The sequence below is a fragment of the Pseudovibrio sp. W64 genome, assembly GCF_001623145.1.
Classification (GTDB): domain Bacteria; phylum Pseudomonadota; class Alphaproteobacteria; order Rhizobiales; family Stappiaceae; genus Pseudovibrio.
In genome coordinates this window covers 157,563-183,495 of the sequence record NZ_LMCI01000008.1, presented here as the reverse complement: position 1 = coordinate 183,495, position 25,933 = coordinate 157,563, and the positions used below count along the sequence as shown (strand labels likewise).

Below are 25,933 nucleotides of genomic sequence, written 5' to 3'. Positions count from 1 at the left end.
TTATGTGGTTAAGAAATCTCCCTAAAGTAGCAGGCCATTCGAGCCACTATAAGCTCGTCTTATGCAATGCGCAGGGTGTTAATTTAAGATTTGGCATAGAATAGCGCAATACAACTCAATGCCGATATCGCTCTTCTGCCTCATAATACGCATCAAAGCCGACAGCCTTTTGCAGGTCTTCAAAGGTCATGGCAGGGTTAGGGAAGATGCCTTGTTTCATCTTATCCAAGGCTTCCTGCTGCGCTTTGATCATGCTCATCAGGCCGGTGAGCGGGTAGGTTGAGATGGCGAAACCAAGCTCCTGAAGCTCAACTGGTTGAAGGAATGGTGTTAGTCCGCCCTCCAGCATGTTTGCCATTTTAGGACCTTCAACTTCATCACAGTAGCGTTTCATTTCTTCAACGGTCCGCGGCGCCTCCACAAAGGTCATGTCAGCACCAATTTCGCGGAAGGTTTTGGCGCGCTCTATGGCTTCATCTAATCCATGCTCAGCGCGGGCATCTGTGCGGGCAAGCACCAAGATTTCTGCGCCTTCGTTCTTCGCATCTACAGCCGCCCGAATGCGCATGAAGGCTTCCTCACGATCCACCACGTGTTTGCCTTTCGTGTGACCGCAGCGTTTGGGCGCCAACTGATCTTCAATCATCACACAGGCCATACCGGCATTGGCATAGCCCTTGACTGTGCGTTTGACGTTGAGAGCGTTTCCATAACCCGTATCACCATCCCCAATCACGGGAATGTTGGTCGCACCGGCAATGTTACGGGCCTGATCAACCATTTCAGCATAGGAGATAAGGCCCGCATCCGGTTGCCCGAGACGAGCTGCGGAAACACCAAACCCACTCATGAAGGCGAGGGGGAAACCGGCTTGCTCAATCAGCCGAGCGGAGAGGGCATCCCAGCAACAAGGTGTTACATTCAGTTTGCCGCTTTCGAACAGATCTTTAAGCACCTGAGCTTTTGACATTTTTATGTGCCCATCTTCTATGTGTTGTAAGGGATATACAGGGCAAGCCCTTGCCAAAAGTAAAGCAGGGCGGCTGTTGCCAGCATCATGAGTGCAAACGGCCACGCACCTTTGGCGACCTCTGACAATTTCGCCCCGCCAACAGCTTGAATAATAAAGAGGTTCATTCCCACGGGTGGTGTAATTAGCGCAGTCTCAATGAGCACCACGAAAAAGATGCCAAACCAGATCGGATCAATGGACATTCCCACTAGCGCAGGAAACAGGACTGGCACCATGATCAGCAACATGCTGAGAGATTCCAGAAAGAAGCCAACGATCAGCAACACCAGACCAACGGCGAGAATGAACAGGCCCGGCTCAGAGATGTTGGTGGTGAGCAGTGTGGAGATATCCTGCGGCAAACGATAAAGAGTGATGGCGTAGGAGAAGACCTTTGCCCCCGCAATGATAAGGAACACCATGGTGGTGGTCTTCATGGATTTATAGGTGGCTTCCTTCATCTTCTCCCAGTTCATCCGCCCCATGACGAATGTGATGAGAAGCGCCATGACAAAGCCAATGCCAGCACTCTCCGAAGGTGTGGCGATGCCCATGTAGATGGACCCGATGATAGATCCAGCCAGCAGCACGGTCGGCAGAGCCATGAAGGTCGCACGTCTGCGTTCCGCCCAGCTCGCTTTCTCAATGCGTTCGTAATTGCTGTTAAAGCGCGAATAGAGCATGCCATAGATGATGAACACACTGGCAAGAAACAGGCCAGGCCCGATACCCGCAAGGAACAGCTTCGGGATCGAGCTCTCTGTTACAATCCCGTAAAGAATCAGTGGGATAGACGGCGGAATGAGAATACCCAGCGTTCCACCAGCGGCCAACATACCCAGCACAAACGGGCGCTCGTATCCGCGCGAGGTCATCTCGGGGATCGCCACCGTCGCGATGGTTGCTGCGGTCGCCACGGAAGAGCCGGAGACGGCAGAAAACAGGCCGCAAGACAGAATAGTTGCGACACCAAGTCCACCTGGCCAGTGACCGACCCAGCTTTGCACAGCTGCAAACAAGTCTTTGCCAACCCCACCTTTCAGCAGCACGTTGGACATGAGCAGGAACATGGGCACTGCCAGCAGTTCAAAACTGTCCATAGAGCCATAAAGGCGCTGGGGGACGGCATTCAGTGGCAGCGGGAAATACCAGAGCAAGAAAACGCCTAGCGAGCCAAGCGCAAATGCGACCGGGACACGGAGAACAAGAAGCAGCAGCAGGGCTGCGAGAATGAGAAACGCAGTCATGTGTAGCCCCTAAATCTCATGTTGCAAGGTGTCATCAGCAGGCACCCCGTCACGCCAAATCTTTACAGCCTCGGCCATGGATTGCAGGCCCAGTAAAGCAAAGCCAACCCAGACTGAGGCATGCGTGAACCACTTGGGCAGAGCAAGATAAGTATCAGTGGTGTGACCGCGCAAAGTGGACTTGAGCCAGAGACCATAACCGTACCAGACCGCTGTTATGCAGAAGATCAGGATCACCAGAATGGAGAAGGTCTCAACCACCTTACGCAGCACTGTATCCGGGCGTCGAAAGGCCACATCAATAACGATCATTTCGCGGTGCTTGAGCGCAAAGGCTGCGGCAAGGTAAGCCCCCCAGATCTGACCGATCCGAGAGACTTCATCCACCCACACGGTCGGGCTGTTGAAGACGTACCGGGAGACGACTTCGTAACAGATGAAAAAACCAATTGCGAAAAACACCCAGGCAGCCAACTTGCCGGTGAATTCGGAAATATGATCGATGAGCTTAATCACGGCTGAGCACCAAATGGATTTGCCGGAGAGCAGACACGCACTGTTTGGAGTGATCATTATGTGCAGTCGGCTCCCTCAAAATAAAGGGGATCCTAAAACAGGATGGGCAGAAAAGGAGCCGCATGGCTCCCTTTCCAAATCAAGTTGAAGACCTGGGCAGGCAAACCTGCCCGTAAATCTTACATGCCTTTTGCAGCATCAATGGCTTGCTGACCAACTGGGCCAGCCGCTTCCACAAAACGGTCCTGAACAGAGGCTGTTGCTTCCACCCATTTGGCGCGTTCTTCATCGCTCAAGCGGATCACGTTGATCTTGTCCTTGACGCTTTCAACCAAAGCATCTTCACCGGAATACACCTGATCACGCAGCTGTTTCTCGACAACAGCTGCTGCATCCAGAATGATCTGCTGGTTTTCAGCTGAAAGGCTCTCAAAGAACTCGTTGTTGATCACGGCAACAAACTCAATGGCGAAATCATAGGAGAGTGTCATGTTCTCCATAACTTCATAAAGCTTGCGGCTGGTTACGCCAGAAGTGCCTGTCATGCCCACATCAACTGCACCCTGCTGATAAGCGAGGAACTGCTTGGAACCAGACATCAGAGTTGGTGCCCCGCCGAGGGCTTCAACCGTCCAGCCAAGGACTTTGCCGTAGGTCCGAACTTTTTCGCCTTTGATATCTTCAGGGGTTCTGATCGGATCACCGTTGTTGAGGTAGATGTTACGGCCATAGGCCTGCCACCACAAAACGCGGGCACCGGTTTCTTCCAGTACGGCTTTGTCGAGAATCTCACGCATCGGCGAGCCATTGGCAGCGGCAGCTCTCAGGTGGTCTTCATCACGGAAGAAGAACGGCAAGTTGACAATCTCAACGGCAGGAACGGAGCCAGCAAAACGACCAAGAAACGCTGAACCAGCTTCAATAGCGCCGGAACCGACAGCTTCCGGGACTTCTTTGTCCTTAAACAGCTGAGCGGACGGGAACAGCTGAAGACTTAGATCTCCACCCGATTTCTCCTCAATGATTTCCTTGAAGGCATTCCAGTTCTGGCCAAGACTATGGCTTTCAGGCAGCTGTAAAGTAACGCGAATTGTATCTGCAGCCATTGCGGTAGCGCATGACAAGGAAAGCGCAGCCGCGCCCAGCATCGAAATTAGTTTTACTCTCATAGGTGTCCCTCTCCCAAAACAAATCCCTTGAAATATGTGGTATATTAGAGAGTGTTTTTTACGGAAGTACAGGCCATTATTGCTGAGAAAATGTAATTATATTGTCCAGATCTCTCAATTCCAGCTGGCTAGAAAGGCGCCTCTTGTCTGCGATGCCTTTCGGCGAACTCCCAGTGACCGTTACGTTCCCGTGAAACTTCACAGGGGTTACATCTCACCAACTCCTCTCAAAATTACGTTTCGACGACCCCAAAACATTTCCGCAAATTCAAACGAAAGTTTTCCGAGTTATAAACATGACGTACGCGGCACAGTTCAGGTTACAGCGTTGCTGCCTGCATATTGAGCGATCTTTGCCCTTGATTTTAGGGAGATGAAGCCAACCCGCACACGTGCTTATCTAGCGTGTGTTTGGACTGCGCATTGTGACCACTTGAAAGAACGTGGGCTAATCATGCAGGATTTTCGCCATCCGCAGAAGGCGAGGTCATCAGTCTGTACCAATCGGATGCTACCTCATCCAGACATGGGTGAGTCGGCGGGAAGGGCGATTTCGTGGGTAAAGTTATGGTACTGGGCGGCGACGGTTTTTGCGGCTGGCCCACGAGTCTGTTGTTCTCCAGCCTTGGCCACGATACCGTCATTGTCGATAATCTCTCTCACCGTAAGATCGACGTTGAGCTTGAGGTTTCCTCTCTCACTCCCATTGAGCCGATCAGTGAGCGGTTGGCAACATGGGAAGAGCTGACGGGCAACACCATTCGTTTTGCCAATATAACGCTTGGCACAGATTATGACCGCCTGTTGCAGTTGTTGAAGCACGAGAAGCCGGATGCAATCATCCACTTTGCAGAGCAGCGGGCAGCGCCATACTCCATGAAGTCTTCCTGGCACCGGCGCTACACGGTTTCAAATAATCTCAACGCGACCAATGATGTGCTCTCTGCAATCGTTGAAGCGGAGCTGGATACTCACCTTGTGCATCTCGGTACCATGGGGGTTTATGGATACAGCACGGTGGGCTGCGAAATCCCCGAGGGATACTTGCGGGTTCATCTGGATGTGAACGGAGATATGCGCGAGCAGGAGATCCTTTATCCCACAAACCCCGGTTCCATCTACCACATGACTAAGTCGCAGGATCAGCTGTTCTTCCAGTTCTACGCCAAGAATTATGGACTTCGGATAACCGACCTGCATCAGGGCATTGTCTGGGGCACACAGACCGAGCAAACCTCACTGGACGAGCGGCTCATCAATCGTTTTGATTATGACGGTGACTATGGCACCGTACTCAACCGCTTCCTCATGCAAGGCGCAATTGGGTATCCGCTGACCGTGCACGGCACAGGCGGCCAGAAGCGGGCCTTCATTCATATTCAGGACACTGTCCGCTGTGTTCAGCTCGCTGTCGAAAATCCACCAGAACGTGGAGATCGTGTAAAGATCCTCAACCAGATGACAGAGGTCCACCGGGTTCGTGATCTGGCTGAGATGGTCGCCAAAATGGCAAATGTGGAAATCGCATATCTGGAAAATCCGCGCAAGGAAGCTGCAGAAAACGATTTGATGGTGGCCAATCATAAATTTCTGGAGATGGGACTGGAGCCAATCACGCTGAGTGATCGGTTGCTTGAGGAAGTGACTGATATTGCGAAAAACTACTCAGATCGCTGCGACACGACTAAAATCCCTTGCTTGTCCCTCTGGTAACGTTACGGGGATAGGCCGATGAAAATTGTCATTGTCTCCGACGCCTGGCACCCGCAGATCAACGGGGTGGTTCGTGTTTTAGAGATCACGCGCCGCGAGTTATCCGCTCTGGGGCATGAAGTTATCCTCATCACGCCCGACCAGTTTCACCAAATGCCGCTGCCAACCTATCCGGACATCAAGTTGGCGCTGTTTCCCTATTACAAGCTTTCCTGCATGCTGCGCGAGCTGAAACCCGATGCATTGCATGTGGTGACCGAAGGGCCGTTAGGTTGGGCCGCTCGCAAATACTGCCGCCGCAATGCGCATCACTTCACCAGTTCATGGCTCTCCAAGTTCCCGGAGTATGCCTCCATGCGCACCGGTCTGCCTGAGGCTTGGTTTTACAAGTGGTTGATTACCTTTCACAATCAAGCCATCCACACCATGGTCACCACACAGACCATGTTGGAAACGGCCAATCGTATCGGAATTAAGCGTGCCGTGCGTTGGCGGCGGGGAGTTGAGCTGAAGAAGTTCCGGCCTGTTCCTTCTGAAATGTTTGCAGACCTTCCCAAACCAATAATGCTCTATGTGGGGAGGATTGCGCCCGAGAAGAACCTGGAGGCGTTTTTAGATCTGAACGTGCCGGGAACGAAGATTCTGGTGGGGGATGGGCCGGATCTGGCATCCCTCACAAAGCGTTATCCAGATGCCGTCTTTACTGGGGCAAAAACCGGAGATGATCTGATCAAGGCTTATTGCGGGGCAGATGTGATGGTGTTTCCATCTAAAACCGATACATTCGGCCTCGTTAATCTGGAGGCGATGGCCTGTGGTATCCCCGTCGCAGCCTATCCGGTGACAGGCCCCAAAGACATCATTGGCGATGCCCCAGTTGGGGCAATGGATGAGGATCTCGCAGTTGCAATCCAGCGTGCTTTACCAATGAAACCAGAGGATTGCATCGCTCATGCCAAAACATTCTCTTGGGAGCGGGCAACGCAGGACTTTCTGAATAACCTCGTCAGTTTTTCTACAGAGCAACCTCAGAAAGCCAAGGATATCCTCACATCATCCGCTCATACAGATCAAACATAATCCAAAGCGTTCCGCCAACCATCAGGAAGATCAGAACGCCCGCAAAACTCATGGCAAGCACGTTTTCAATCGGAGTTCTGCTATCAATGCCAAGGAAGTAATGCAGATGTACGCCAACCTGAACAAGCGCGCATAAAGCGATGATACCGAAGGTCAGTTCAACCGGAAACACCATGGTCCAGACAATGGCAAACGGAATGAGTGTGAGCGCCAACGCGAGGATAAACCCGGTGATCAGCCTCTTTGCACTGTGAGATTGCGGGTGCATTTTGCTCTCCTAAATAAGCCAGCCGGGCATGTAGACGATTGAGAAAATGCCGATCCAGACGATGTCGAGGAAATGCCAGAACATGCCGAGGCGATGGAGGCGGGATTTGACCGGAGAGGTCAGCCCTTTGATGAGAATCTGGAAGATCATCACCGTGATCCCAATCATGCCAAGGCTCACATGTGCGCCATGTGTTCCCACCAGCGTGAAGAACGAGGTGAGGAAGCCACTGGTCTGCGGTCCGGCCCCAGACTCAATCATGCCAACAAATTCAATCACTTCCAGCGATATGAAGCCCATACCAAGCACAATGGTGACAATCAGCCAGAACACTGCCTGACTTTTATGCTCTCTGACAGAGGCGAGGGACGCGAAGCCAAATGTTACGCTTGAAAAGAGCAGGAACATGGTTTCGGCAAAAACGTGTTTGATGTCGAACACGTCAATCGGCAGCGGTCCTGTGGCAGTGTTCTGGAACATGACCACGTAAGTTGCAAACAGAAGCGAGAAGATAATCGCATCTGTCATCAGGTAGAGCCAGAAGCCCAAGTCTCTGATATCTAACGTTTCTTCTGTCGGTCCGGGAGAGCCGGTGGTTTTAGGGCTGTATGTGCTCATGACCAGAAATCCCCCGGTGCTGGTTTGTGGGCTTCCAAGGCTTTGATGCGGGCCTTTTCATGGGCCTCAATCTCGGCAGCGGGGATAATCTCATAGGTGTGATCTTGCGAGCTGCGGGTTATCAAACACGCGAGCACGCCAAGGAACCCAAGGGCGACCAGCCACCAGATGTACCATGTGACAGCGAAGCCGATGAGGAACCCGAGACCACCGAGGAAGACACCAATGCCTGTGTTCCGCGGCAAGTGAATGTCCTCGTAATTTTGCGCTGGGGCATAAGCCACGCCGCGCTGTTTCATATCCCAGAAGGCATCAATGTCCTGCACATCGGGGATCTTGGCAAAGTTATACTCGGCAGGAGGGGAAGAGGTTTGCCATTCCAGCGTCCGGCCATTGTACGGATCGCCCGTCAGATCGCGGTTCTTTTCCCGGTCGCGAATGCTCACATAAAGCTGCATACCCTGACAGAAAATGCCGATCAGAACACTCAAGGCACCAACGGCTGCAACGATCAGATAGGGCTGCCACTCGGCAACATCGTAACGCTCCATCCGGCGAGACATGCCCATGAAACCAAGGGCATAGAGCGGCATGAAGGCGAGGTAGAAGCCGATGATCCAGAACCAGAAGGAACGAACACCCCACGCTCTGTCCAGCTTGAAGCCGGTTGCTTTGGGGAACCAGTACTGGAAGCCGGCAAAGTACCCGAAGACCGCACCGGGGATCAGCACGTTATGGAAGTGCGCGACAAGGAACGTGGAGTTATGCATCAAAAAGTCGGCAGGAGGGATCGCTAGCAACACGCCGGAAACGCCACCAAGCACGAAGGTGATCAAAAATCCGATGGTGAATAACATGGCAGGGTGGAAGATGATCCGCCCCTTGTACATGGTGAACACCCAGTCAAAAATCTTCACTCCAGTCGGAACGGCAATGATCATGGTCGCAATGCCGAAGACCGCATTCACATTGGGGCTGGAGCCCATGGTGAAGAAATGGTGCAGCCAGACCGAGAAGGATAAGATGGTAATAGCTGCTGTTGCGTAGACCAGTGACTTGTAGCCAAAAAGCCTTTTCTGAGAGAAGGTTGCGACAACTTCTGAGAACACGCCAAACGCGGGTAGAATGAGGATATAAACTTCCGGGTGTCCCCAAATCCAAATCAGATTGGCGTAATTCATCATGTTGCCGCCAGAATCATTGGTGAAGAAGTGAAACCCAAGAATCCGGTCCAAACCGAGCATCGCAGCAACAACTGTCAGCGCTGGAAAAGCGAAAGCCATGAGTAGACTGGTGCATAAAGTGGTCCAGGTGAACAGCGGCATCTGCATCAGGCGCATTTTGGGCGCGCGGCACTTTATGATCGTGACGACAAAATTAATCCCCGTCATGGTGCTGCCCACACCGCTGACCAGCAGCGCCCAGATCCAGTAATCAACGCCCACACCCGGACTATACTCAGCGCCGGAATATGGCGGGTAGCCGGTCCACCCAGCGGTTGAGAATTTGCCGATGACAAGGGAGACCATCACCAGCGCTGCACCTGCTGCTGTCAGCCACAAGCTGATGGAGTTCATGAACGGGAAGGCCACATCACGTGCGCCTAACTGCTGTGGCACCACAATGTTGATCAGGCCTGTCAGGAACGGCATGGCCATGAAAAAGATCATGATGGTGCCGTGAGAACTGAACACCTGATCGAAATGCTCAGGGGCAAGATATCCATCATTGTTCAAGGAAATGGCCTGCTGGGAGCGCATCATGAGCGCGTCCACAAAGCCGCGTACCAGCATCACCATGGCAAGGGCGATGTACATGATGCCGATGCGTTTGTGATCAAGGCTGGTCAGCCATTCATCCCAGAAATACCGCCACTTACCAAAGTAGGTGACCAGCAAAAAAACGGCCAACCCACCCAAGACGGTGATTGAGGCACCACCAAAAGCGATGGCACTGTAGAAGGGGAGAGAGTCTAATCCTAATCTTCCTAGCATGGTGTATCCCCCTCACAAGCAGGTTGGGTCGTCACCGGTGCGTGTCGGCGCAAGGTGGTTTCGGGCCGTCGGGCGTACTTCTTCAAAATCTCTGCAAACAAGCCGGGCTTAACCCAGGAGAAATACTCCACGTCGTGCCCGATGGTCGGCTGTGCCAGTTGATCGTAGGTCACGGTGGAGAGCGGTTTGGTCTGCGATTTGGCGTTGGCAACCCACGCATCAAACTCGTCGGGCGTCATGGCAACAGCATCAAAAAACTGCATGGCAAACCCGTCACCGCTGTACTGCGTGTTGCGGCCACGGAAGCGTCCGGTCTCATTGGCCTGCAGGTTCAACTCGCTGGTCATCCCCGCCATGGCATAGATTTGTCCCCCCAATGCGGGTATGAGGAACGAGTTCATCACAGTGTCAGAGGTTAATTGCAGGCTGACTGCTTTATCCACGGGGAAGGCAAGCTCATTGACGGAGGCTATGCCAAGCTCCGGGTAGATGAAGAGCCACTTCCAGTCTTGCGCCACCACCTGCACATTGATGGTATTTTCCGGCGTCGCGATCTTTTTGTAGGGGTCGAGCTTGTAGGAATACGTCCAGACCAGATAGCCAAGCGTGATGATGATGGCCGCAGGAATGGACCAGACGAACACCTCGATAATGGTGGATTTGTGCCAGTCCGGCTTGTATTCACCGCTGCCACCTTTTGCGCGGTAGCGCCAGATGAACCAGAACACCATAAAATAAACGGGAATAACCACGATCAGCATGATGAAGAAGGCGGTGTAAAGCAGATCGCGTTCTATCAGGGCAATCGGGCCTTTGGGGTCAGCAACCGGGGACGTCTGAAGGCCGCATCCAGCTAACACAAGCAGGAGGCCCAGCAGAGTTATTCCCGTTATGAAAGGTTTTGAAATGAAATGTTTCATCGTAATCCCGCGCAGGAGTGGGTGACCTAACGGGGATATTTCAAGGGGGTGGGGATTACAGAATATTTAAGGTCACGGCCCGACGGCATGAGACCCATGAGATTTCAGGAACCAATTCTTTGAGGGGAGCACAGAGATGGTTATCAATTACTCCCCCGTCTCTTTCAATTTATCCCCCCGCCTTTGCGGGAGCTTTAAGGCCTTCCAGCATTTCTGCCATTTTCGCCTGCACCATGGTCACCGCCTTCAACGGGCGCAGCATGACCTTGAAATCATCAATCAGGCCCTCCTCGTTCCAATGGATCATATCAACGCCGTTGATGTAGATGCCATCGACCTCTGTTTCAAACTCCAGCACTGCGTTGTCGCCACAATCCAGAATGCGTACGTATTTGAAGGTGTTGTTGACGCCCAGCACTTGCGCTGCACCGTAAAGGTACATGACTGTGATCTGCTGTCCGCGTTGCGGCGTGTGCACCACGGGGCTGTAAAACACGCAGTCCTTGGCAATCAAAGCCGACAACTTCGCCAGATCTTTGCCGCCCTCCAGCATATCCAGCCACTTTTGCAACTTCTCAGAATATGGTGTCGACATCATCTTATCCTCCCCGGTGTCTCTTTTTGTTCTCCTAAAACACAGGCAGGAGAGTCAGAGCCCCTCCAGTCAAACTTATATTGACGTAATGGTCAAGCTAGTCAGAAGAGACGGGAACAAGTGCACGCTTGCTTGAGGATTTATGAAGAGAAACTCAGATTTTTGCGTGGTTTCCTTAGGGCAGCATTAGCGAGCTAAGTGCTAGAAATATAACAGGAAGTTTTAGTTGCGTGGATTTTGAAAGGTTTATGCATTTTTTGCGTTATCTGGCGTTTTTTTGTTTTTCATGGTCCAGAGCAGAAAATGAGCAAACACAGTTGTCACGCGATCGATATGTACCGCGGAGAAGCAGCAACACATGCCTGACTCCATCCTCTATCGGCCACCGGCTCCCACGCCTTGCAAGCCACTTCGTGGTCTGCGTCTGTTTCGCGTGTTCTGGGCACGCAACGTTTTAACGTTGATCCCCGGAGAATTCTTCAACAGCCCGATGGAGAGGATCTATTTTACCAAGCGCCCTTGTTTCCTTGTCAACGCGCCTGATCTGGTCAACGAGGTTCTGGTCGAGAAACGACTGTCCTTTCCCAAATCCGATGTGATGGTGGATACGCTCAAGCCGGTGATTGGTGAGAGCACCATTCTTGTCAGTGGTCCCAAATGGGAAGAGCAGCGGGAAATGATTGCTCCGGTATTTTCCCATGTCAGCATTCGTGGTGCGTACAAGCATGTTCAAAGTGCCTGCACGCAGTTTCTGTCTTTTCTGGATCAAATGGCGCAACTCGGTAAGACCATCAGCTTGCGCGATGAAATGAACCGATTGACCGCAGATATCATCTTCCGCACTATCTTTTCGCATCCGGTTGACAATGATCGCGCACGCATGGTGTTTTCGCTGTCTTCACGTTACCAATCCATCACGACCACATGGGCGCGCAAAATGATTTTGCGCGGAACGCCAGACGCCCCCAAAACTCCGATGCCAAAGGAAGCGGAGCTTCTCCGCAATGAGTTGCGCCTCTTGCTGCGTGATCTGGTAGAGGAACATACCGCCAACCGGTTTGGCCAGCACGATGATATGTGCCAGAGGCTGCTTGATGCCCGGCACCCACAAACGGGCCAGCCCCTGAGCAAGGAACAGCTGGTCGATCACATTGCAACTTTCTTCCTTGCTGGACATGAGACAACCTCGGCAATCCTCAACTGGGCTTTTTTCATTCTTTCCCAGCGGCCTGATTATTCGGAGCGCATCAGGAGAGAGACCGACAATGTCACCAACGGTGAGAACATTGAGTACCGGCATATCTCCAAACTAAAATTCACGCGGGATGTCTTCCGCGAAACCATGCGATTGTATCCACCAATCGCTTTCATGACCCGTATGGCAGAAGAGGACAGCGCCATAGGCGGTCACAAGATTCCTCGCGGGGCTCTTATCATTATATCACCATGGATCGTGCATCGGCACAGATCCTATTGGAACAATCCGGACCACTTTGACCCGGACCGGTTTGAACGCGCTGACGACCCCGTGACCAGCGCTTTCATACCATTTGGTGTTGGCCCGCGCGTGTGTGCAGGCGCCAGTTTTGCAACGGTGCAGGCAATCGTCTTGCTGGCCCGTCTGACACGCTTTTACAGTTTCAAAGTTATGAAGCCTGACGAGGTCTTTCCGGAATCCGGTGTCGCCTTGCGGGCGGGTTCAGAAATCAGATGCAAACTCATCAAACGCCATCATATGGCACAATAGCAGGTCAAAACCTGCGAATAGCCCGAAACTATCGGGTGGCATCACCGCCAATTATATGCATCATTCCGTAAGGGTAAGAACTGGGAGGTTGGTATGCGCTGGATTGCTGGGTTGGTAATTATCATCGTCGGAGCTGCTGCGGGCTACTATTGGTACTCTCTTCCACCGACCTATCCCGGCAAATACATCGTCACCGCAGACCGCGTCTTGACCATGGACCCGGACCTGCCACAGGTGCAGGCCGTGCTGGTTGATGACAACGAGATCATGGCCGTTGGTGATGTGCGGGAGTTGGAAGGCCTTGCCGACGTGGAGATCATACGCCTCAAAGGCACATTGATCCCGGGCTTGATTGAACCCCACACCCACCCGATTGCAGCTGCCCTGCTGGGCTCAGCCACGGACATCAGCGCCTTTAAATACGACAACCGCATGCAAATCATGCAGGCCCTGCAGGATTCCGCCGATGAGTTCAGCGTAACCCCGTGGGTACTGGCCTACGGTTGGGATCCGATTGCGATCAGAGACCTTTCTCCGCCAACACTGGCGGAGCTGGACGCCATTTCTCCTGATAAACCCATGCTCGTTCTGACCCAGATGATGCACGAGGCTTACGCCAATACCGCTGCGCTGAAAGAAGCTGGTGTTGACCCGCGCCGCGGCCCAATGCTGAGAGAGCTGGAAGAGATCAACCGTGTTGTCTCTGCCATTCCCGCCCCTTCGGATGAAGCCGTCGAATTGCTGGTGCGCAAGACCTATACTGACTATGCCAAGGCAGGTTACACCACCATTGGCGTGACAGGGGCTGTAGGTCGCCATCCCAACCCTGTTGGTTTGTTGCAGCGTGTTGGGCTGGAAGACAATCCACCAGTGCGAACCTACGTTTATCTGACAGAGGATCAGCTTCCCAACTGGCGCTTTGGCGGGGATGACCGGTTCACCATCCTGGGTGCAAAGTTCTGGCTGGACGGATCACCGTTTACGGGTGGGGCCGCAATCCATGAGCCCTATGAAGATTCCGAATTGGTGCTGGAACGACTAGGCCTGTCTACGGGTCACCGGGGTGACCTCAGCATGAGTGATACAGACCTGTTGGAGAAACTCCGTGACGTACACAAACGCAGCGGGCAAGTGGCAATGCATGCGCAGGGAGAGCGCGCCATTGATCAGGCGTTGATGGCGATTGCCGCCATTCAGGCCGAAGACCCGCGCGATGACATTGAACATCGGCTTGAGCACAACGCACTTATAACCAACGAGCAAATTCAGAAAGCAGCTGATCTGGGCGTATCTCTTGGTTTCTTTGTCGATCATATCAGCCATTACGGTGATCAGCTGGAAAGCTTGTTTGGCAAAGTACGGCTGGATCGCTACATGCCTGTGCGCGATGCCAAGGATGCCGGTGCTGTCGTAACCTTCCATGGGGACCACCCTGCAACGCCTATGAACCCGATGGGAACTGTTGAGACTGCCATGTCCCGCACATCCACCAGTGGTAACACGGTGGTTGGCGCAGATCAGGCTGTGACGCTTGAAGAAGCGTTGCAGGCCATGACAGTCAACGCCGCTCGCCAGCTGGGGCAGGAAGATACGCTTGGAATGATTGCTGTCGGCATGAAGGCCGACTTCACTCTGCTCAACGGCAACCCTCAGGTTATGATGCCGCAGGGCTTGCGCCTGATCCGCCCCGCCATGACGATCCGCAATGGCCAACCCGTAGATACCCGCTTTGTGAGCTGGTTTGACCCGGAACTGGCCATCAAAGCCATTTGGAAAATGATGATGGGTGACGACAGCGAGCCCACCAGCACATAGAAAGCTCGTCGGTTTAGCTATCCTCTTGCTTCTGGCTCAACTGAAACGAGCAGTCTACTCACAGTTTCTGTCTCAACCAGTCGAGCACCTTGGCAGCTGTCTCTGGCCACTGGTCCTCAAACTGGATGTAGTGGCAGGCCCCGTTGACCGCGAGGAAATCCGATTTTTCGTAGCGCTCCGCCATCAATCGCGCGGTGCTTGGCGTCACAGCCTTGTCCTCGGTTCCTGAGACGAAAAGCAAGGGGCAAGAGACCTTGTTCGGGTCAACAAACGTGGTTTGGCGAACGTCATACATCCAGAAGACAAACTCGAAAAGCACCCGCCCAGATTCGGAGCAGAGACGCGCATGGATGTCCCGTTGCAAATTGGGCGGCAGCGTGTTGAACCCATACGTCGTCAGAAGCTCGAAATCCTGCTCCAGGGCCTGCTCCCAAAATGCGCCGGCAGAAATGAGCAGCTTGCCAAGTTCGCGCTCCCCGTCCGTCGTCGGCAAAATGCCGTTCACAATGCTGCTGTTGAGAAGAACCCCTGCTTTTATGGCGCCCTCGGCTGCCAAAAGCTGCGCGATAACCCCGCCAATCGAGTGCCCGACAACAATCGGCGCCTCGCCAATCTTTTCAATTGCTTGCCGGGCATCCTCCACATAATCCGCGATGCTCACCCCGACAAGCTTGGCATCGCGTTCCGGCCCGGGTGGCAGGTTATGATACCGATAGGTGAGGCTGTGACAGACATACCCGGAAGCCTCGAAGGACATACGAACAGTGTCCATCGTCCAGGCCGCAGCGTTGGTGCCGGTCAAAAGCAGGACTGGAGGTAAAGAGCTGTTTGGCATCTGAAGCTCCTAAGAAAGGAAGGGGCCAAACAATGCCCCCACCATAGTTGCTTTATCAGGTCAGGCTCAACGAATTGTAAGCGTTGCGTAAGATGTTACCGGTCCACCTCATCAGCAGGTTTGAGCCAGAGAGGGCTAACAAACAGCAGCATGCCGCTGCACGGAGCAACGGCTGCTATTTGAAGTCACTAGGGCTTCTTTGTCGATCGCAAAATCTTAGCCATGACCTGTTCAGCAAATACTTCAGGATTTGCCACCGCAGTGCCTACCCACTCGTCTTTAATAATGATCTTACCTGTCCTTGCCTCGATAACCGTTACTATGCCAGCCATAGAGGATGCCCCAGTACCGAAGAGAACATCATACCCCATGTTGGAAATGAAGAAGCTCCGCACCGTGACTTCAACGTTGACGCGTGTCGGGCCATGCAAGTCATTCAACTTGGTCTTTAAGGCCCTCTTTGTGGCTTTAACGATGATGTCTTTATCGTAGTCTTTGCCCAAAACGTTGTGGAGCCCTTGGTATTTCCAATCTCCAGTCACAGTCAGCTTTGCAACATTCACGCGCGCTGCTTCAATGTCTTTCGCCGTAATGGTCGTTTGGCACGCTGCCAGTGAAAGCCCAACCAGAGCGAGCACCGCTACGTTTCGCAGGTTCTTCAGCTTCTGGGCGAAGCTATATAATAGTTTGTTTTTCATTGAGTTATGACTTCATTGCATCGAGGCAGAAATTGTAATGAGCCATAGTGTCAGCGAAGGCTTGCGCCTGAGTGATTTCTCTCGCCTTTCAAAAGCACGATTTTCTGAAAGGCTTTATGTTTTCTTTGGAGGTTCGCGCCTAAGCTTCATCCGTGAGGTGGGCTTTTTCGGGCCGCTCATCATCACGTCTGTTCTCTGGGTTGGGTGAGAAAGAGGTCTTTCTCTAACAGCTGGAGTGCGCCGGGGGAATGCAGGAAACCCTGTCGGAAGGACGGTAGATGACACAAGGAGTTGGCCTTGTCATGCAAGGCGGTGGAGCTCTTGGAGCCTATGAGGTCGGTGCGCTCACCCGCATTTATCAGGCAGGCTTTGAGCCGGAAATCATCACTGGCACCTCCATTGGTGCGTTGAATGCGGCTGTCATTGCGGCCCCAAAGCTCGGCGACCCTATCGAGACCCTCCACGCCCTGTGGGAGCATCTGAGCCACGCGCCCGGTTTTATATGGCATTCCAGCCAGAAGCTGCTGCGTGCCAGCATGGGTCACCCTCGCTTTTTCAAGCTGCACCCGCCGTCTTTCATGAGTGAAAATCGCCCCAGCATCTACGACATCACCCCAGCGCTTGAGACCATGGAAAAGTTCATCGACTTTGAGCGCCTCAACAGCGAGGAGGCACCACGGTTGGTGATCACAGCAACCAACGTGGCAACGGGGCAGATTGAGCGGTTCTCCAACCGGGATCACTACCTCACCTCCAAGCACATCATGGCCAGTGGTTCTCTGCCTCCGGGCTTCCCACCAATTGAGCTGGACGGACATTATTACTGGGATGGCGGACTTTACGACAACACGCCGATCCGGTCACTTCTGCGTATACTGGATGACTACCAGGTCTCCCATATGCCAATCTTCCTGATCGAGTTGTTCTGTCCGGAAGGCATCATTCCCACCACAGTAGAAGAAGCGGTCTATCGCATGACGGAGCTCATGTTTGAGGACAAGTTCTGGCTCATGCTGGACGGCGACAAGTGCGCTCAGCATTACTCGCATATGCTCTACGATCTGGACAAACTGGTGCCTCAGGATTCTCCCATCAGAGACTGTGATCACTACCGTTCGCTCATGAAAATGCGCGCGATCTCCCACATCATCACAGTAAAGGCTGAGCACAATGCACTGACCGGTGTGGTGGATTTTGAACCCAAGAGCATCAACGAGCGCATCAAGACCGGATATCTGGCTGCGGATCAGGCGTTGATCAATTACGCCGACCGTATTGAGGCCATCATATCGGCGACGTACGAAGGCCATATGACCGACAACACCCATTCAGAGCACAAACCGCACCCGGACGAAAAGAGGTGCCAATGAGTGAGATTGACGAAAGCAAATATGACAGCGGCGCCTATGAGAGCAAATGGTTCGAGGCTTCCGACGGCATCAAGCTCAATTACCGTGTGTATGGCAATGACACCTCCCGAAAACCCGCAATCATCGCCTTGCCGGGCCTGACCCGCTGCGCGCGCGATCTGGACCCCATGGCCGTCCAACTGAGCCAGTCCTACAAGATCTACGCGCTGAACCTGCGCGGGCGGGACTTATCCGACTATGACCCGGATTACCGCAACTACAACACCACCGTTTACATCCGCGATATCTACGAGTTCTGGAAGTCTATCGGAGAACAGCCCGTAGTGCTGCTCGGCTCCTCCCTTGGCGCTTTGCTTGCCATGCTGATGGTAGAGGATCACCCGGATATGCTGGCTGGCACAGTGCTCAATGACCTTGGCGCCACAATCGAGTTCGCTGGCATGTCGCGCATTTTTGGGTATGCCGGACAGCTGGAGGACGAAGAAGAGCTGAGTGCAGTGGTCAGCACCATCAAAGAGCACGTAGGCAACCAATTTATAAACTTACCGGAGGACCAGTGGGAGCGCATGGCGCTGTCCATGTATGGTCGCAAAAACGGCAAATGGCACCATCGCTACGACGACAATCTCGGCGTTGCACTCTGCGAGAACAAAGAGAACTTCCGTGATCTGTGGCAGGCTCACCAGCGCGCCGCCGACCTTGAGCTTCCTGTCCTATCCATTCGCGGTGAGCTGTCGGATGTCACCACTGCCGTTACCATCCGCTCTATGAAGAACATGGCCCCTTACATGCAATCGGTGGATATTCCCAATCGCGGGCACTGTCCCTTGTTGGATGAACCGCAATCCATAGAAGCGCTGATGGGCTTCTTGGCTCAAATTGAAAACCGTGCCTGAACCGTAAACGAGTGGAGGCAAGCATGGCCCGCAAACATCTGGTTTTGTTGAATATGATCGGGGCACTCGCTCTAGTCATGATCGATCAGACTGTGCTGGGCATTATTCTGCCATCCCTTCAGCGAACCTATGCCTTTGGTCCGGTGCACCTGCAATGGGCGGTCAATGCCTACCTGATCGCGTTGGCCTCCATGTTGATGTGTGGTGGCTGGTTGGGTGATAAATTCGGCTACTTCACCTCCCTTCGCATCGGTGTGGCACTGTTCACAGCCGCCTCGCTCGCTTGTGCCTATGCTCCGACGGGTGACATATTCATAACCTCCCGCGTGTTTCAGGGGCTCGGCGCCGCATTGATGCAGCCTGCGGCGACGGCTCTCGTGTTTTCCTCTTATCCGGCGGATGAAAGGGGCAAGGCTCTGGCACATTATGTTGGCGCTGGCCTGGTCTTTATGGCAGCAGGGCCACTGGTGGGCGGCACGCTGGTGCAGCTGTTCTCGTGGCGGCTGGTGTTCTTGTTCAACGTACCCATTGGAGCTGCCGTCCTGATCATGGCCTTTGCCATCGGTAAGGGCAAAACCTCCAGAGAAACCGGCAATTTTGATTTTCTGGGCGCAGCCCTTTTTGTCATGGCATTGCTGGTGTTCACCGTTGCAGTTCAACGCTTGGGCGACTATCGCCTCACATTGGGGGAAGGGGTCGTCTCGCTTGGGTTCATAGCTCTGATTTGTTACCTGCTATTTGCCCGCAGGCACCGTGTCGCACAGCCATTCATCCAGTTCTCCCTCTTTGAAAACAAGGTCTATCTGGGTTGCTGTCTACTGCTCTTCTGCATTCCGTTTGGCTTGTTGGCACAGGTGGTGTTTGGCGCTGTTTTCCTGCAAAACGTCTTGAGTCTGACGCCCTTTCAAGCCGGCCTTTCCATGTTGCCCGTGGTGCTGACAATCATCATTTGCGCTCAGTTCGGGGGGCGTTTGGTGGGCAAAATCAATTTCCGCAATCTTGCAGTTTGCGGCAGTCTGGCCATGGGGGCAGGTTTCTTGATGCAGGCCCTGGTGATCCACTACAACAATCTCTGGATGCTGTTTCCCGGAATGATGCTGATGGGGGCCGGACTGGGGTTTCTCATCAGCTCCGTTTCCACGGAAGCACTTTCTCACGTTTCTCTGCTCGCCCGTGCCCGCGCCACGGCCTTGCTGCAAACCTGCCGGCAAGTGGGGGGCGTTTTTGGCATTGCCTGTGTGGGGGCGCTCATCAACTGGCGGGAAAAGACGATGATTTCCGCTGCAGCTGAGCTGATGGAGCCTAATGACAAAGACCGTGAACTGCTACAATTGCTGCTCTACAAGTTCATGGGGGATCAACCTGCCGCTGCCGCCTTGCTGCACGAGCGCTGGCCGCAATCGCTTTACATCCTCAAAGCAATCAGCAGCCGAGCACTTGCAGATGGCTTTTTCTTCAGCGCTCTGGTTTTGGCTGGTGCCGCTGTCATGTCTCTTTGGGCCTTTAAAGGCCACACACCAAGACAAAGACCACCAGCCTCAAAGACACCAGCACCGGAAAAGCCAGCAGATGATTAGTGCGAAAGTCCCCGTGTAAGGGTCGTAAGCCACAACCTGACGCATTAGCGCCATTTTACTTGCTTACAGGTTTGGCCAAAATTAACTGCTCAGACCAATCTCTCCTTCATCTTCTTAGGCGTATGCTCTCAGGGTAACCGGAGCGATGCCCCGGCGATTTGCATAAACACCTTGGCACCACCTGATTTTAAGACGGCTTCTTGATGCATCTACGGACACTAACAGTTTTGGCAGGACTTCTGGCGCTCAGTGGCTGCAATGAATCCACGCCCCTCCAAAAAACAGCCCCACAAGCAGATATGATTGCAAAGTTGGACGAGCACGCAAAAGGTATCCAGCGCGGCAATCCGGATGCAAGCCTGAGTGTGGCGGTGGTTCGTGAGGGGAAGGTGGAGTTTATCCGTCTCTACGACAAATCCAGCAGAGGCAAAACTGTGGTTGGGGCGCAAGAACCTATTTTTGAAGTTGCCTCCCTCGGTAAGCCCGTCTTCGCCTATCTGACGCTGAAACTGGTGGATTTAGATATCCTCTCGCTGGAACGCCCGCTCTACCAGTACGCCCCGGATCTGTTTGAAGGCTCTGACCCACGATTGAAGCGCATCACCGCTCGCATGCTGCTCTCTCATACCTCCGGCCTTGCCAACTTTGATGAGAAAGACCCGCTGAAGCTGCAGTTTGATCCGGGAACGGAGTTTACCTATTCCGGTTCCGGCTATGCCTTGTTGCAGCAGGTGCTGGAACGACGAACGGGGCTGAACCTTGAGACGCTGGCGCGCATTCATGTGTTCGAGCCGCTTGGCATGTCATCCACCAGCTATCTCTGGCAACGCGCCTACGATTACCGCATACGCTTTGGGTATGATGCAGAGGGGGACCGGATAAAAGACAAGCGGAAACCCACCATCGGAAATGCGGCATGGAGCCTGCACACTACAGCTGGAGACTACGCCCGCTTTCTGGTTGCCATGATGGATGAGGCGGCAGAGCCCGAGCTGAAAGAGCGCATGTTGCAAACCCACAAAACTGTGACAGGCAAGATCGGCTGGTCAATGGGGTGGGGGCTTCAGGCGACCAAGCCAAACAGCTCCATCTGGCACTGGGGCAGCAATCCGGGTTATCGCTCTTACACAGTTGGTTATCCGCAGGAGGATATGGGGATTGTTGTGCTTTCCAACAATGAGAAGCTCTTTGAGAAGATCGAACCGCTTATTCTCCATACAATAGGAGGGACACTGCCCTCCTATCATTGGTTCTAACTTACAGGGTCACACTGTTTCCCGCGCATTGGCAAGGAACGGAGACAGCCGCGCCATGGCTTCATTGAGCTGCTCATCCGTTTGCGCAAAGCAAAGGCGGAACCAACCCGGTTCCCCGACAAGGAATGCATCTCCCGGCGCGAGCCCCACCTTGGCCTTTTCAATGAGCATGCGGGCATAAGCGACGGAATCCGTCACGCCGTCCACCTTGAAATAAGCATAAAAAGCACTTTCTGGCACAGGGCAGGTCACGCCCTCATGGGCGAGCAGGCGTGAGCACACCAGATCGCGTGCGTGCTGATAGTTCTTTGCCATTTGCGCAACAAACTCCTCGCCCTGCTGAAGTGCAACCACCGCTGCGCGCTGAGAGAACGGCGGGGCACTGGCGATGGAGAACTCGGCGATCTTTTCGACAACAGGCGTCAGGCTTGGTGGCAAGGTGAGCCAGCCTAAACGCCAACCAGTCATGGCCCACGATTTGGAAAAGGAATTCACCACGATCAGGCGATCTTCCGGCTCGGACACCTCAAGAAACGATGGAGCAGCCTTGCCGGAATAAACTGTACGGGCATAAACCTCATCAGAGATCAGCCAGGTACCACGTTCGCGCAGAACTTCCATAATCCGCGCAATCTCATGTTTGGTCAGCATAAAGCCCGTCGGGTTGGAAGGTGAGTTGAGCAACACCACCTTTGCGCCCCTGGCGGTTTCCAGAAACCCCTCCACATCCAGAGACCACTTGCCGTCCTTGACCTCAAGGGAGTGGGTGACCGTGCGGGCACCTTGCAGCTTGGGAATGGAGAGCAGGTTTGGGAAGGCGGGCGTCAGCGTGACAACGGTATCGCCTTCTTCCAGCACACACTGAAAGGCCAGATTGAGCGCATTGCCGCCGGAGACGGTAACCGCAACACGGTCCACGCCGATGGGCTTGTTGTAAAGCTCGCTCATATAGCCTGAGATCGCCTCTCGCAAATAAGGCCGTCCGAGCCCTTCTGCGTAAAACGTTTCTCCCGCAGACAAGGATCGTGCCGCCTCATCACAAATGAATTTGGGGGTGGGGATGTTTGGCTCCCCAAACCACAAAGGAATAAGGCCCTCCACGCTCATGGCAGTATTTGCCAGCTCTCGCGTGATGGATGGAGGAACCTGAATTGCACGGCTTTCCAGCCCTTGTTTTGCTAAACTCGTCAATATGTTGCCCGTCCGCCCGGATTTCAAACAATGATCAACCTCGTGAGCCTCGGGGGCGAAATAAGACCCAAGGCATCACCGTCCTGAAGTCTATTCATATATCAGCAAATAGCATTTTCCAGGATAGAGATTTCGTCAAGCGTTTGCGAGGGAAAGAGCCCGTGCAGTGCTCGCACAGGGCGGCGGCATAGCACCACACGGGCCTTCACATACCCGGAATTAGGGTTCCGGGCTCTCGGGAGGAGGTTGCTGAAGCAACAGGAGCGGCCATTGCTTCAACTTCTCACAACACACTGGGGCTATGGCTTTTGGGTATATCTTTGCCTGAAAACCCATCTTTCAGAGATATGCCCGGATCAACCCCAGGAGCATCAAGTCTCTCTCATCGCATGTGCGATCTGGTCCATCATTGGCTTGATCAGATAAGACAGAACAGACCGGTCTTCTGTCTTGATAAACGCCTCAACCGGCATGCCCGGAATAAGAGATTTGCCGTCCAAACGCTCCAGTTCCTCTTCAGGAATAGCCAGCTCGGCCAGATAATAAGTGCTGCCTGTGCGCGGGTCCTCCACCAGATCGGGCGAGATGGTTTTCAGCCGCGCCTTGAGTTCCGGGGTGGTGCGCTTGTCAAACGCGGGCAGGCGAATGGTTGCTTCCTGATTGGGGTTGATCTGATCCACATCCACCGGCTGCACTTTAGCTTCCACGATGAGCTGGTCTTCTTCCGGCACAATCTTCATCACCACTTCGCCGCCCATGATGACGCCGCCGATGGTGTGAATGGCCAGATCAAACACCTTGCCGTTTTGGGGTGCTCTGATTTCCGTCCGGCGAAGCTCGTCCTGCGCTGCAATGCGTCGTTCTTCGAGCTCAGAGATCTGGGCGCGGGTTTGTTGCAGTTGTTCCAGATTGTTGGAGCGCAGTTCTTCATCTGATTGTATGATCATGACCCGGCGTTCGCTGATCGCTTCTCCAGAGCGGGCGATCTGGGCAATGATGCCGCCAAGCTCGCCTTCCAGAGAGCTGCGCTCACGCTGGAACGCCATGACACGGGACTCGGTCACCAGTTTCTTTTTACGCAAAGATTCCAAGCCACCCAATTCGGTGTTGATCAGGTCCACTTCGTTCTGTTTTGCATCCCGTTGCAGCTCTAGGCCGTCGATCTGCTTTTCGAACTGACCGATCTGGGTTTCCAGCTGCTCTTTCTTGCTCAGATGATTTTTCTGCCGCGCTTCCATCATGTTGCGCTGGGTTTCTTCAATCATCATCAGATGCGCACGGTGCAAAGGAGATTTCGCCCGTTGCTTGAACGTAATCTCAGTGCGGCCCTGTATCTCAGAGGTCAGCCGGGATTCCTGCGCATAAAGCTCATCCAGCTGATTGGTCAGCACAGCCAGATTGGAGCGGGTGAGAGTATCATCCAACCGTAGGACAAGTTCTCCGGCCTTCACCGGATCGCCGTTTTTAACCAGGATCTGGTTGACGATGCCGCCATCGCGGTGCTGCACACTCTTGGTGCTGGTTTCAACAACGATGGTTGCCGGCGCAACAACCGCGCCGGAAATTTCCGTCACAACTGTCCAGGTACCTGCACCGAAGATGAGGAGTGCTGCCAGAGCGCCGCCCCATTTGAGGTGATGGGTGATGCTTGCGCCGATATCGTAGGAATTGTCGGTATTTCTAGCCATTTAACACCACCTCCTGCGGCTTGCGAAGCGGAGCTATCACCTGCTTCATGATCTTGTCTTTTGCACCAATGGCTTCCGCTTCACCCTCATTCATCACAAGGATCTGATCGACTGCTGACGTTGCTGCCGGACGGTGTGCCACCACGATGACGATGGAACCGCGCTCACGCATGTCGTGGATTGCGTTGGTCAGCGCTGCTTCGCCTTGCGCATCCAGATTGGAGTTTGGCTCATCCAGCACGATCAGGAACGGGTTGCCATAAAGCGCACGCGCCAGTGCAATCCGCTGCCGCTGACCACCAGAAAGGCCGTTGCCAGTTGCACCGATGACGGTGTTGTAGCCTTCCGGCAAGCTCACAATCAGATCGTGTACGTTGGCCATGCGAGCGGCTTCAATCAGCTTGTCGCTGTTTTCATCCGGCTTAAAACGCTGGATGTTCTCGGCAATGGTGCCATCAAAGAGCTGAATGTCCTGTGGCAGATAGCCGATGAAGTCACCGCGATCCATCGCGCTCCATTGGTCGAGCTCCGCGCCATCAAAACGGATCGAGCCCTTCAGCGGATTGGTGATGCCAACCATCGCTCTCGTCAGCGTTGACTTGCCGGACCCGGAGTGCCCGATGATGCCCAGACCATCGCCAGCTTTCAGTTCCAAAGAAACGTTTTTGACGAAGGCTTCTTTGGCTGCGATTGGTCCACAGGACAAGCCTTCAACAACAACCGACTCCTGCGGGAACGGAATGGACACCCGTTCCTTTGGCTTTGCCTGTGAGGCGAAGATTTCCTGAAGGCGCGAAATGCCAACTCTGGCGGCAACAAAACCACGCCAGTTGACGATTGCCATCTCAACCGGAGCCAGCGCACGGGCCGTCATAATGGAGGACGCGATCATAACACCAGCAGAGACTTCCTGTTGAATGACCAGCCACGCCCCAAGGGCAAGAATACCGGACTGCAGCATGAACCGCAGGGTCTTGATCATGGTGGTGAAGATGTTGGACCGGTCAGAGGCTGCCCGCTGGCGACCAAGGAAGACATCATTGTTATCCTCCCACCGGTCACGCAAGTGGTCGATCATGCCCATGGCCTCAATGCTCTCGGCATTGCGGCGGCACGCTTCAATCAACGTAGTCCGCTTGTTGGCTTCAACAGCTGTGTTTGCAGCCGGGCGACGAGAGGACAACTCGTTCAGCGCAATCAAGGCACAGATGAACAAGGCGCCAATGAGAGCCGTGGTGCCCAAAAGCGGGTGAAACAGAAACACGATGCCCAAGTAGAGCGGCATCCATGGCATATCGAAGATCGCGGAAGGACCGGAGCCGGACAGGAACTGCCGGATGGAGTCCAGATCACTGACAGGTCTGGAGCGTTCGCCCTCAGCGCCCATAACCAACGGGACACGGGTCGATGTTTCAAAGGCCAGACCGGTGAGCTGCTCATCCACGTGTTGACCAACACGCAGCAACAGCCGGTTCCGCAGGCCATCCAGAATTCCGTAGAAGATATAAAGCACAGCCACAAACAGGCTGAGAACAACAAGCGTTGGCACAGAGCTGCTGGACAAGACGCGATCATAGATCTGCAGCATGAACAAAGGGCCAGTCAACATAAGCAGGTTGATTAACATGCTGATGCCACCAATGCCCCAAAACGCCCGATAGAGTTTGCGAAAGGCGTTGGAAATGTAGGATGTGTGCTCTTGTAACGGCTTACCCAAAATACCCTCCA

At 53.7% G+C, this 25,933-nt stretch carries 23 protein-coding genes; 9 read left to right on the top strand and 14 right to left on the bottom strand.

Translation table 11 applies throughout. The features are described from left to right. Positions 1 to 115: 115 nt before the first annotated feature. The 4 genes from PsW64_RS05200 to PsW64_RS05185 all read right to left on the bottom strand — a co-directional run bounded on the left by PsW64_RS05200 (position 116) and on the right by PsW64_RS05185 (position 3,944). Positions 116 to 970: an isocitrate lyase/PEP mutase family protein gene (locus tag PsW64_RS05200; RefSeq protein ID WP_063302921.1), complete on the bottom strand. Its 855-nt coding sequence runs from the start codon at positions 968 to 970 to the stop codon at positions 116 to 118. 17 nt (positions 971 to 987) lie between these two features. After that, a complete protein-coding gene (locus PsW64_RS05195) occupies positions 988 to 2,259 on the bottom strand; it encodes a TRAP transporter large permease (RefSeq protein ID WP_063287578.1) in 1,272 nt (423 codons plus the stop codon). Between the two features lie 9 nt (positions 2,260 to 2,268). Then, entirely contained in the window at positions 2,269 to 2,832 is a 564-nt protein-coding gene (locus PsW64_RS05190; protein ID WP_208980584.1) for a TRAP transporter small permease, read from the bottom strand. 122 nt (positions 2,833 to 2,954) lie between these two features. Further along, positions 2,955 to 3,944, bottom strand: coding sequence for a TRAP transporter substrate-binding protein (locus PsW64_RS05185; protein ID WP_063287577.1), 990 nt, complete (start codon positions 3,942 to 3,944; stop codon positions 2,955 to 2,957). Positions 3,945 to 4,511: 567 nt separating this feature from the next. Between PsW64_RS05185 and PsW64_RS05180 the strand changes: the two genes are divergently transcribed. Beyond that, complete coding sequence (locus PsW64_RS05180) at positions 4,512 to 5,657, top strand: NAD-dependent epimerase/dehydratase family protein (RefSeq protein WP_063302920.1); 1,146 nt, start codon at positions 4,512 to 4,514, stop codon at positions 5,655 to 5,657. 18 nt (positions 5,658 to 5,675) lie between these two features. Continuing rightward, the gene (locus PsW64_RS05175; protein WP_063302919.1) at positions 5,676 to 6,737 is read left to right on the top strand and encodes a glycosyltransferase family 4 protein; all 1,062 of its coding nucleotides are present in this window, start codon (positions 5,676 to 5,678) and stop codon (positions 6,735 to 6,737) included. On the opposite strand, the gene PsW64_RS05170 is transcribed toward PsW64_RS05175, so the two are convergent. The 5 genes from PsW64_RS05170 to PsW64_RS05150 form a co-directional block, all read right to left on the bottom strand. Next, the gene (locus PsW64_RS05170) at positions 6,706 to 7,005 is read right to left on the bottom strand and encodes a cytochrome o ubiquinol oxidase subunit IV (protein WP_057461359.1); all 300 of its coding nucleotides are present in this window, start codon (positions 7,003 to 7,005) and stop codon (positions 6,706 to 6,708) included. The two genes, PsW64_RS05175 and PsW64_RS05170, sit on opposite strands and share 32 nt — an antisense overlap. 9 nt (positions 7,006 to 7,014) lie before the next feature. Beyond that, positions 7,015 to 7,623, bottom strand: coding sequence for a cytochrome o ubiquinol oxidase subunit III (cyoC, locus tag PsW64_RS05165; RefSeq protein WP_057461360.1), 609 nt, complete (start codon positions 7,621 to 7,623; stop codon positions 7,015 to 7,017). After that, complete coding sequence (gene cyoB, locus PsW64_RS05160) at positions 7,620 to 9,617, bottom strand: cytochrome o ubiquinol oxidase subunit I (RefSeq protein ID WP_063293417.1); 1,998 nt, start codon at positions 9,615 to 9,617, stop codon at positions 7,620 to 7,622. The genes cyoC and cyoB overlap by 4 nt, the downstream gene beginning before the upstream one ends. Further along, a complete protein-coding gene (cyoA, locus tag PsW64_RS05155; protein ID WP_208980583.1) occupies positions 9,611 to 10,537 on the bottom strand; it encodes a ubiquinol oxidase subunit II in 927 nt (308 codons plus the stop codon). Before cyoA ends, cyoB begins: the two co-directional genes overlap by 7 nt. Positions 10,538 to 10,706: 169 nt before the next feature. Continuing rightward, entirely contained in the window at positions 10,707 to 11,132 is a 426-nt protein-coding gene (locus PsW64_RS05150; protein ID WP_063293416.1) for a nuclear transport factor 2 family protein, read from the bottom strand. A gap of 358 nt (positions 11,133 to 11,490) precedes the next feature. Between PsW64_RS05150 and PsW64_RS05145 the strand changes: the two genes are divergently transcribed. Further along, entirely contained in the window at positions 11,491 to 12,879 is a 1,389-nt protein-coding gene (locus PsW64_RS05145) for a cytochrome P450 (RefSeq protein ID WP_063293415.1), read from the top strand. Positions 12,880 to 12,972: 93 nt separating this feature from the next. Further along, positions 12,973 to 14,694, top strand: coding sequence for an amidohydrolase (locus PsW64_RS05140; protein WP_063302918.1), 1,722 nt, complete (start codon positions 12,973 to 12,975; stop codon positions 14,692 to 14,694). 58 nt (positions 14,695 to 14,752) lie between these two features. On the opposite strand, the gene PsW64_RS05135 is transcribed toward PsW64_RS05140, so the two are convergent. Together PsW64_RS05135 and PsW64_RS05130 are read right to left on the bottom strand one after the other, a co-directional pair. Then, positions 14,753 to 15,529 carry an alpha/beta hydrolase gene (locus tag PsW64_RS05135; protein ID WP_063302917.1) on the bottom strand — a complete coding sequence of 259 codons (777 nt, stop codon included), beginning with the start codon at positions 15,527 to 15,529 and terminating at the stop codon, positions 14,753 to 14,755. Between the two features lie 188 nt (positions 15,530 to 15,717). Further along, positions 15,718 to 16,227, bottom strand: a complete 510-nt coding sequence (locus tag PsW64_RS05130; protein WP_063302916.1) for a hypothetical protein — start codon at positions 16,225 to 16,227, stop codon at positions 15,718 to 15,720. Between the two features lie 37 nt (positions 16,228 to 16,264). Between PsW64_RS05130 and PsW64_RS27545 the strand changes: the two genes are divergently transcribed. The 5 genes from PsW64_RS27545 (at position 16,265) to PsW64_RS05110 (ending at position 21,326) form a co-directional block, all read left to right on the top strand. Continuing rightward, positions 16,265 to 16,435, top strand: a complete 171-nt coding sequence (locus tag PsW64_RS27545) for a hypothetical protein (protein WP_193757750.1) — start codon at positions 16,265 to 16,267, stop codon at positions 16,433 to 16,435. 70 nt (positions 16,436 to 16,505) lie between these two features. Next, positions 16,506 to 17,597: a patatin-like phospholipase family protein gene (locus PsW64_RS05125; protein ID WP_208980581.1), complete on the top strand. Its 1,092-nt coding sequence runs from the start codon at positions 16,506 to 16,508 to the stop codon at positions 17,595 to 17,597. Beyond that, entirely contained in the window at positions 17,594 to 18,493 is a 900-nt protein-coding gene (locus PsW64_RS05120) for an alpha/beta fold hydrolase (RefSeq protein WP_063302915.1), read from the top strand. The genes PsW64_RS05125 and PsW64_RS05120 overlap by 4 nt, the downstream gene beginning before the upstream one ends. A 23-nt stretch (positions 18,494 to 18,516) precedes the next feature. Beyond that, positions 18,517 to 20,070 (top strand): MFS transporter, encoded by a 1,554-nt coding sequence (locus PsW64_RS05115; protein WP_063302914.1) that lies wholly within the window; start codon positions 18,517 to 18,519, stop codon positions 20,068 to 20,070. A gap of 299 nt (positions 20,071 to 20,369) precedes the next feature. Then, positions 20,370 to 21,326, top strand: coding sequence for a serine hydrolase domain-containing protein (locus tag PsW64_RS05110; RefSeq protein ID WP_208980580.1), 957 nt, complete (start codon positions 20,370 to 20,372; stop codon positions 21,324 to 21,326). Between the two features lie 9 nt (positions 21,327 to 21,335). Here the strand turns inward: PsW64_RS05110 and PsW64_RS05105 are convergent, their stop codons facing one another. The 3 genes from PsW64_RS05105 to PsW64_RS05095 all read right to left on the bottom strand — a co-directional run bounded on the left by PsW64_RS05105 (position 21,336) and on the right by PsW64_RS05095 (position 25,922). After that, positions 21,336 to 22,517 carry a pyridoxal phosphate-dependent aminotransferase gene (locus PsW64_RS05105; RefSeq protein ID WP_063302912.1) on the bottom strand — a complete coding sequence of 394 codons (1,182 nt, stop codon included), beginning with the start codon at positions 22,515 to 22,517 and terminating at the stop codon, positions 21,336 to 21,338. A gap of 371 nt (positions 22,518 to 22,888) precedes the next feature. Continuing rightward, positions 22,889 to 24,205, bottom strand: a complete 1,317-nt coding sequence (locus PsW64_RS05100) for an HlyD family type I secretion periplasmic adaptor subunit (protein WP_063302911.1) — start codon at positions 24,203 to 24,205, stop codon at positions 22,889 to 22,891. Beyond that, positions 24,198 to 25,922: a type I secretion system permease/ATPase gene (locus tag PsW64_RS05095; RefSeq protein ID WP_063303111.1), complete on the bottom strand. Its 1,725-nt coding sequence runs from the start codon at positions 25,920 to 25,922 to the stop codon at positions 24,198 to 24,200. The genes PsW64_RS05100 and PsW64_RS05095 overlap by 8 nt, the downstream gene beginning before the upstream one ends. Positions 25,923 to 25,933 lie beyond the last annotated feature (11 nt).

What these genes read in the sequence shown, in the direction of transcription:
- PsW64_RS05145 (WP_063293415.1), top strand. Translation starts at nt 11,491, where the DNA reads ATGCCTGACTCCATCCTCTATCGGCCACCGGCTCCCACGCCTTGCAAG.
- cyoB (WP_063293417.1), bottom strand. Translation starts at nt 9,617, where the DNA reads ATGCTAGGAAGATTAGGATTAGACTCTCTCCCCTTCTACAGTGCCATC.
- PsW64_RS05180 (WP_063302920.1), top strand. Translation starts at nt 4,512, where the DNA reads ATGGTACTGGGCGGCGACGGTTTTTGCGGCTGGCCCACGAGTCTGTTG.
- PsW64_RS05200 (WP_063302921.1), bottom strand. Translation starts at nt 970, where the DNA reads ATGTCAAAAGCTCAGGTGCTTAAAGATCTGTTCGAAAGCGGCAAACTG.
- PsW64_RS05125 (WP_208980581.1), top strand. Translation starts at nt 16,506, where the DNA reads ATGACACAAGGAGTTGGCCTTGTCATGCAAGGCGGTGGAGCTCTTGGA.
- PsW64_RS05175 (WP_063302919.1), top strand. Translation starts at nt 5,676, where the DNA reads ATGAAAATTGTCATTGTCTCCGACGCCTGGCACCCGCAGATCAACGGG.
- PsW64_RS05110 (WP_208980580.1), top strand. Translation starts at nt 20,370, where the DNA reads ATGATTGCAAAGTTGGACGAGCACGCAAAAGGTATCCAGCGCGGCAAT.
- cyoC (WP_057461360.1), bottom strand. Translation starts at nt 7,623, where the DNA reads ATGAGCACATACAGCCCTAAAACCACCGGCTCTCCCGGACCGACAGAA.
- PsW64_RS05170 (WP_057461359.1), bottom strand. Translation starts at nt 7,005, where the DNA reads ATGCACCCGCAATCTCACAGTGCAAAGAGGCTGATCACCGGGTTTATC.
- PsW64_RS05195 (WP_063287578.1), bottom strand. Translation starts at nt 2,259, where the DNA reads ATGACTGCGTTTCTCATTCTCGCAGCCCTGCTGCTGCTTCTTGTTCTC.
- PsW64_RS05115 (WP_063302914.1), top strand. Translation starts at nt 18,517, where the DNA reads ATGGCCCGCAAACATCTGGTTTTGTTGAATATGATCGGGGCACTCGCT.
- PsW64_RS05130 (WP_063302916.1), bottom strand. Translation starts at nt 16,227, where the DNA reads ATGAAAAACAAACTATTATATAGCTTCGCCCAGAAGCTGAAGAACCTG.
- PsW64_RS05150 (WP_063293416.1), bottom strand. Translation starts at nt 11,132, where the DNA reads ATGTCGACACCATATTCTGAGAAGTTGCAAAAGTGGCTGGATATGCTG.
- PsW64_RS05100 (WP_063302911.1), bottom strand. Translation starts at nt 24,205, where the DNA reads ATGGCTAGAAATACCGACAATTCCTACGATATCGGCGCAAGCATCACC.
- PsW64_RS05135 (WP_063302917.1), bottom strand. Translation starts at nt 15,529, where the DNA reads ATGCCAAACAGCTCTTTACCTCCAGTCCTGCTTTTGACCGGCACCAAC.
- PsW64_RS05185 (WP_063287577.1), bottom strand. Translation starts at nt 3,944, where the DNA reads ATGAGAGTAAAACTAATTTCGATGCTGGGCGCGGCTGCGCTTTCCTTG.
- PsW64_RS05120 (WP_063302915.1), top strand. Translation starts at nt 17,594, where the DNA reads ATGAGTGAGATTGACGAAAGCAAATATGACAGCGGCGCCTATGAGAGC.
- PsW64_RS05190 (WP_208980584.1), bottom strand. Translation starts at nt 2,832, where the DNA reads ATGATCACTCCAAACAGTGCGTGTCTGCTCTCCGGCAAATCCATTTGG.
- PsW64_RS05140 (WP_063302918.1), top strand. Translation starts at nt 12,973, where the DNA reads ATGCGCTGGATTGCTGGGTTGGTAATTATCATCGTCGGAGCTGCTGCG.
- cyoA (WP_208980583.1), bottom strand. Translation starts at nt 10,537, where the DNA reads ATGAAACATTTCATTTCAAAACCTTTCATAACGGGAATAACTCTGCTG.
- PsW64_RS27545 (WP_193757750.1), top strand. Translation starts at nt 16,265, where the DNA reads ATGAGCCATAGTGTCAGCGAAGGCTTGCGCCTGAGTGATTTCTCTCGC.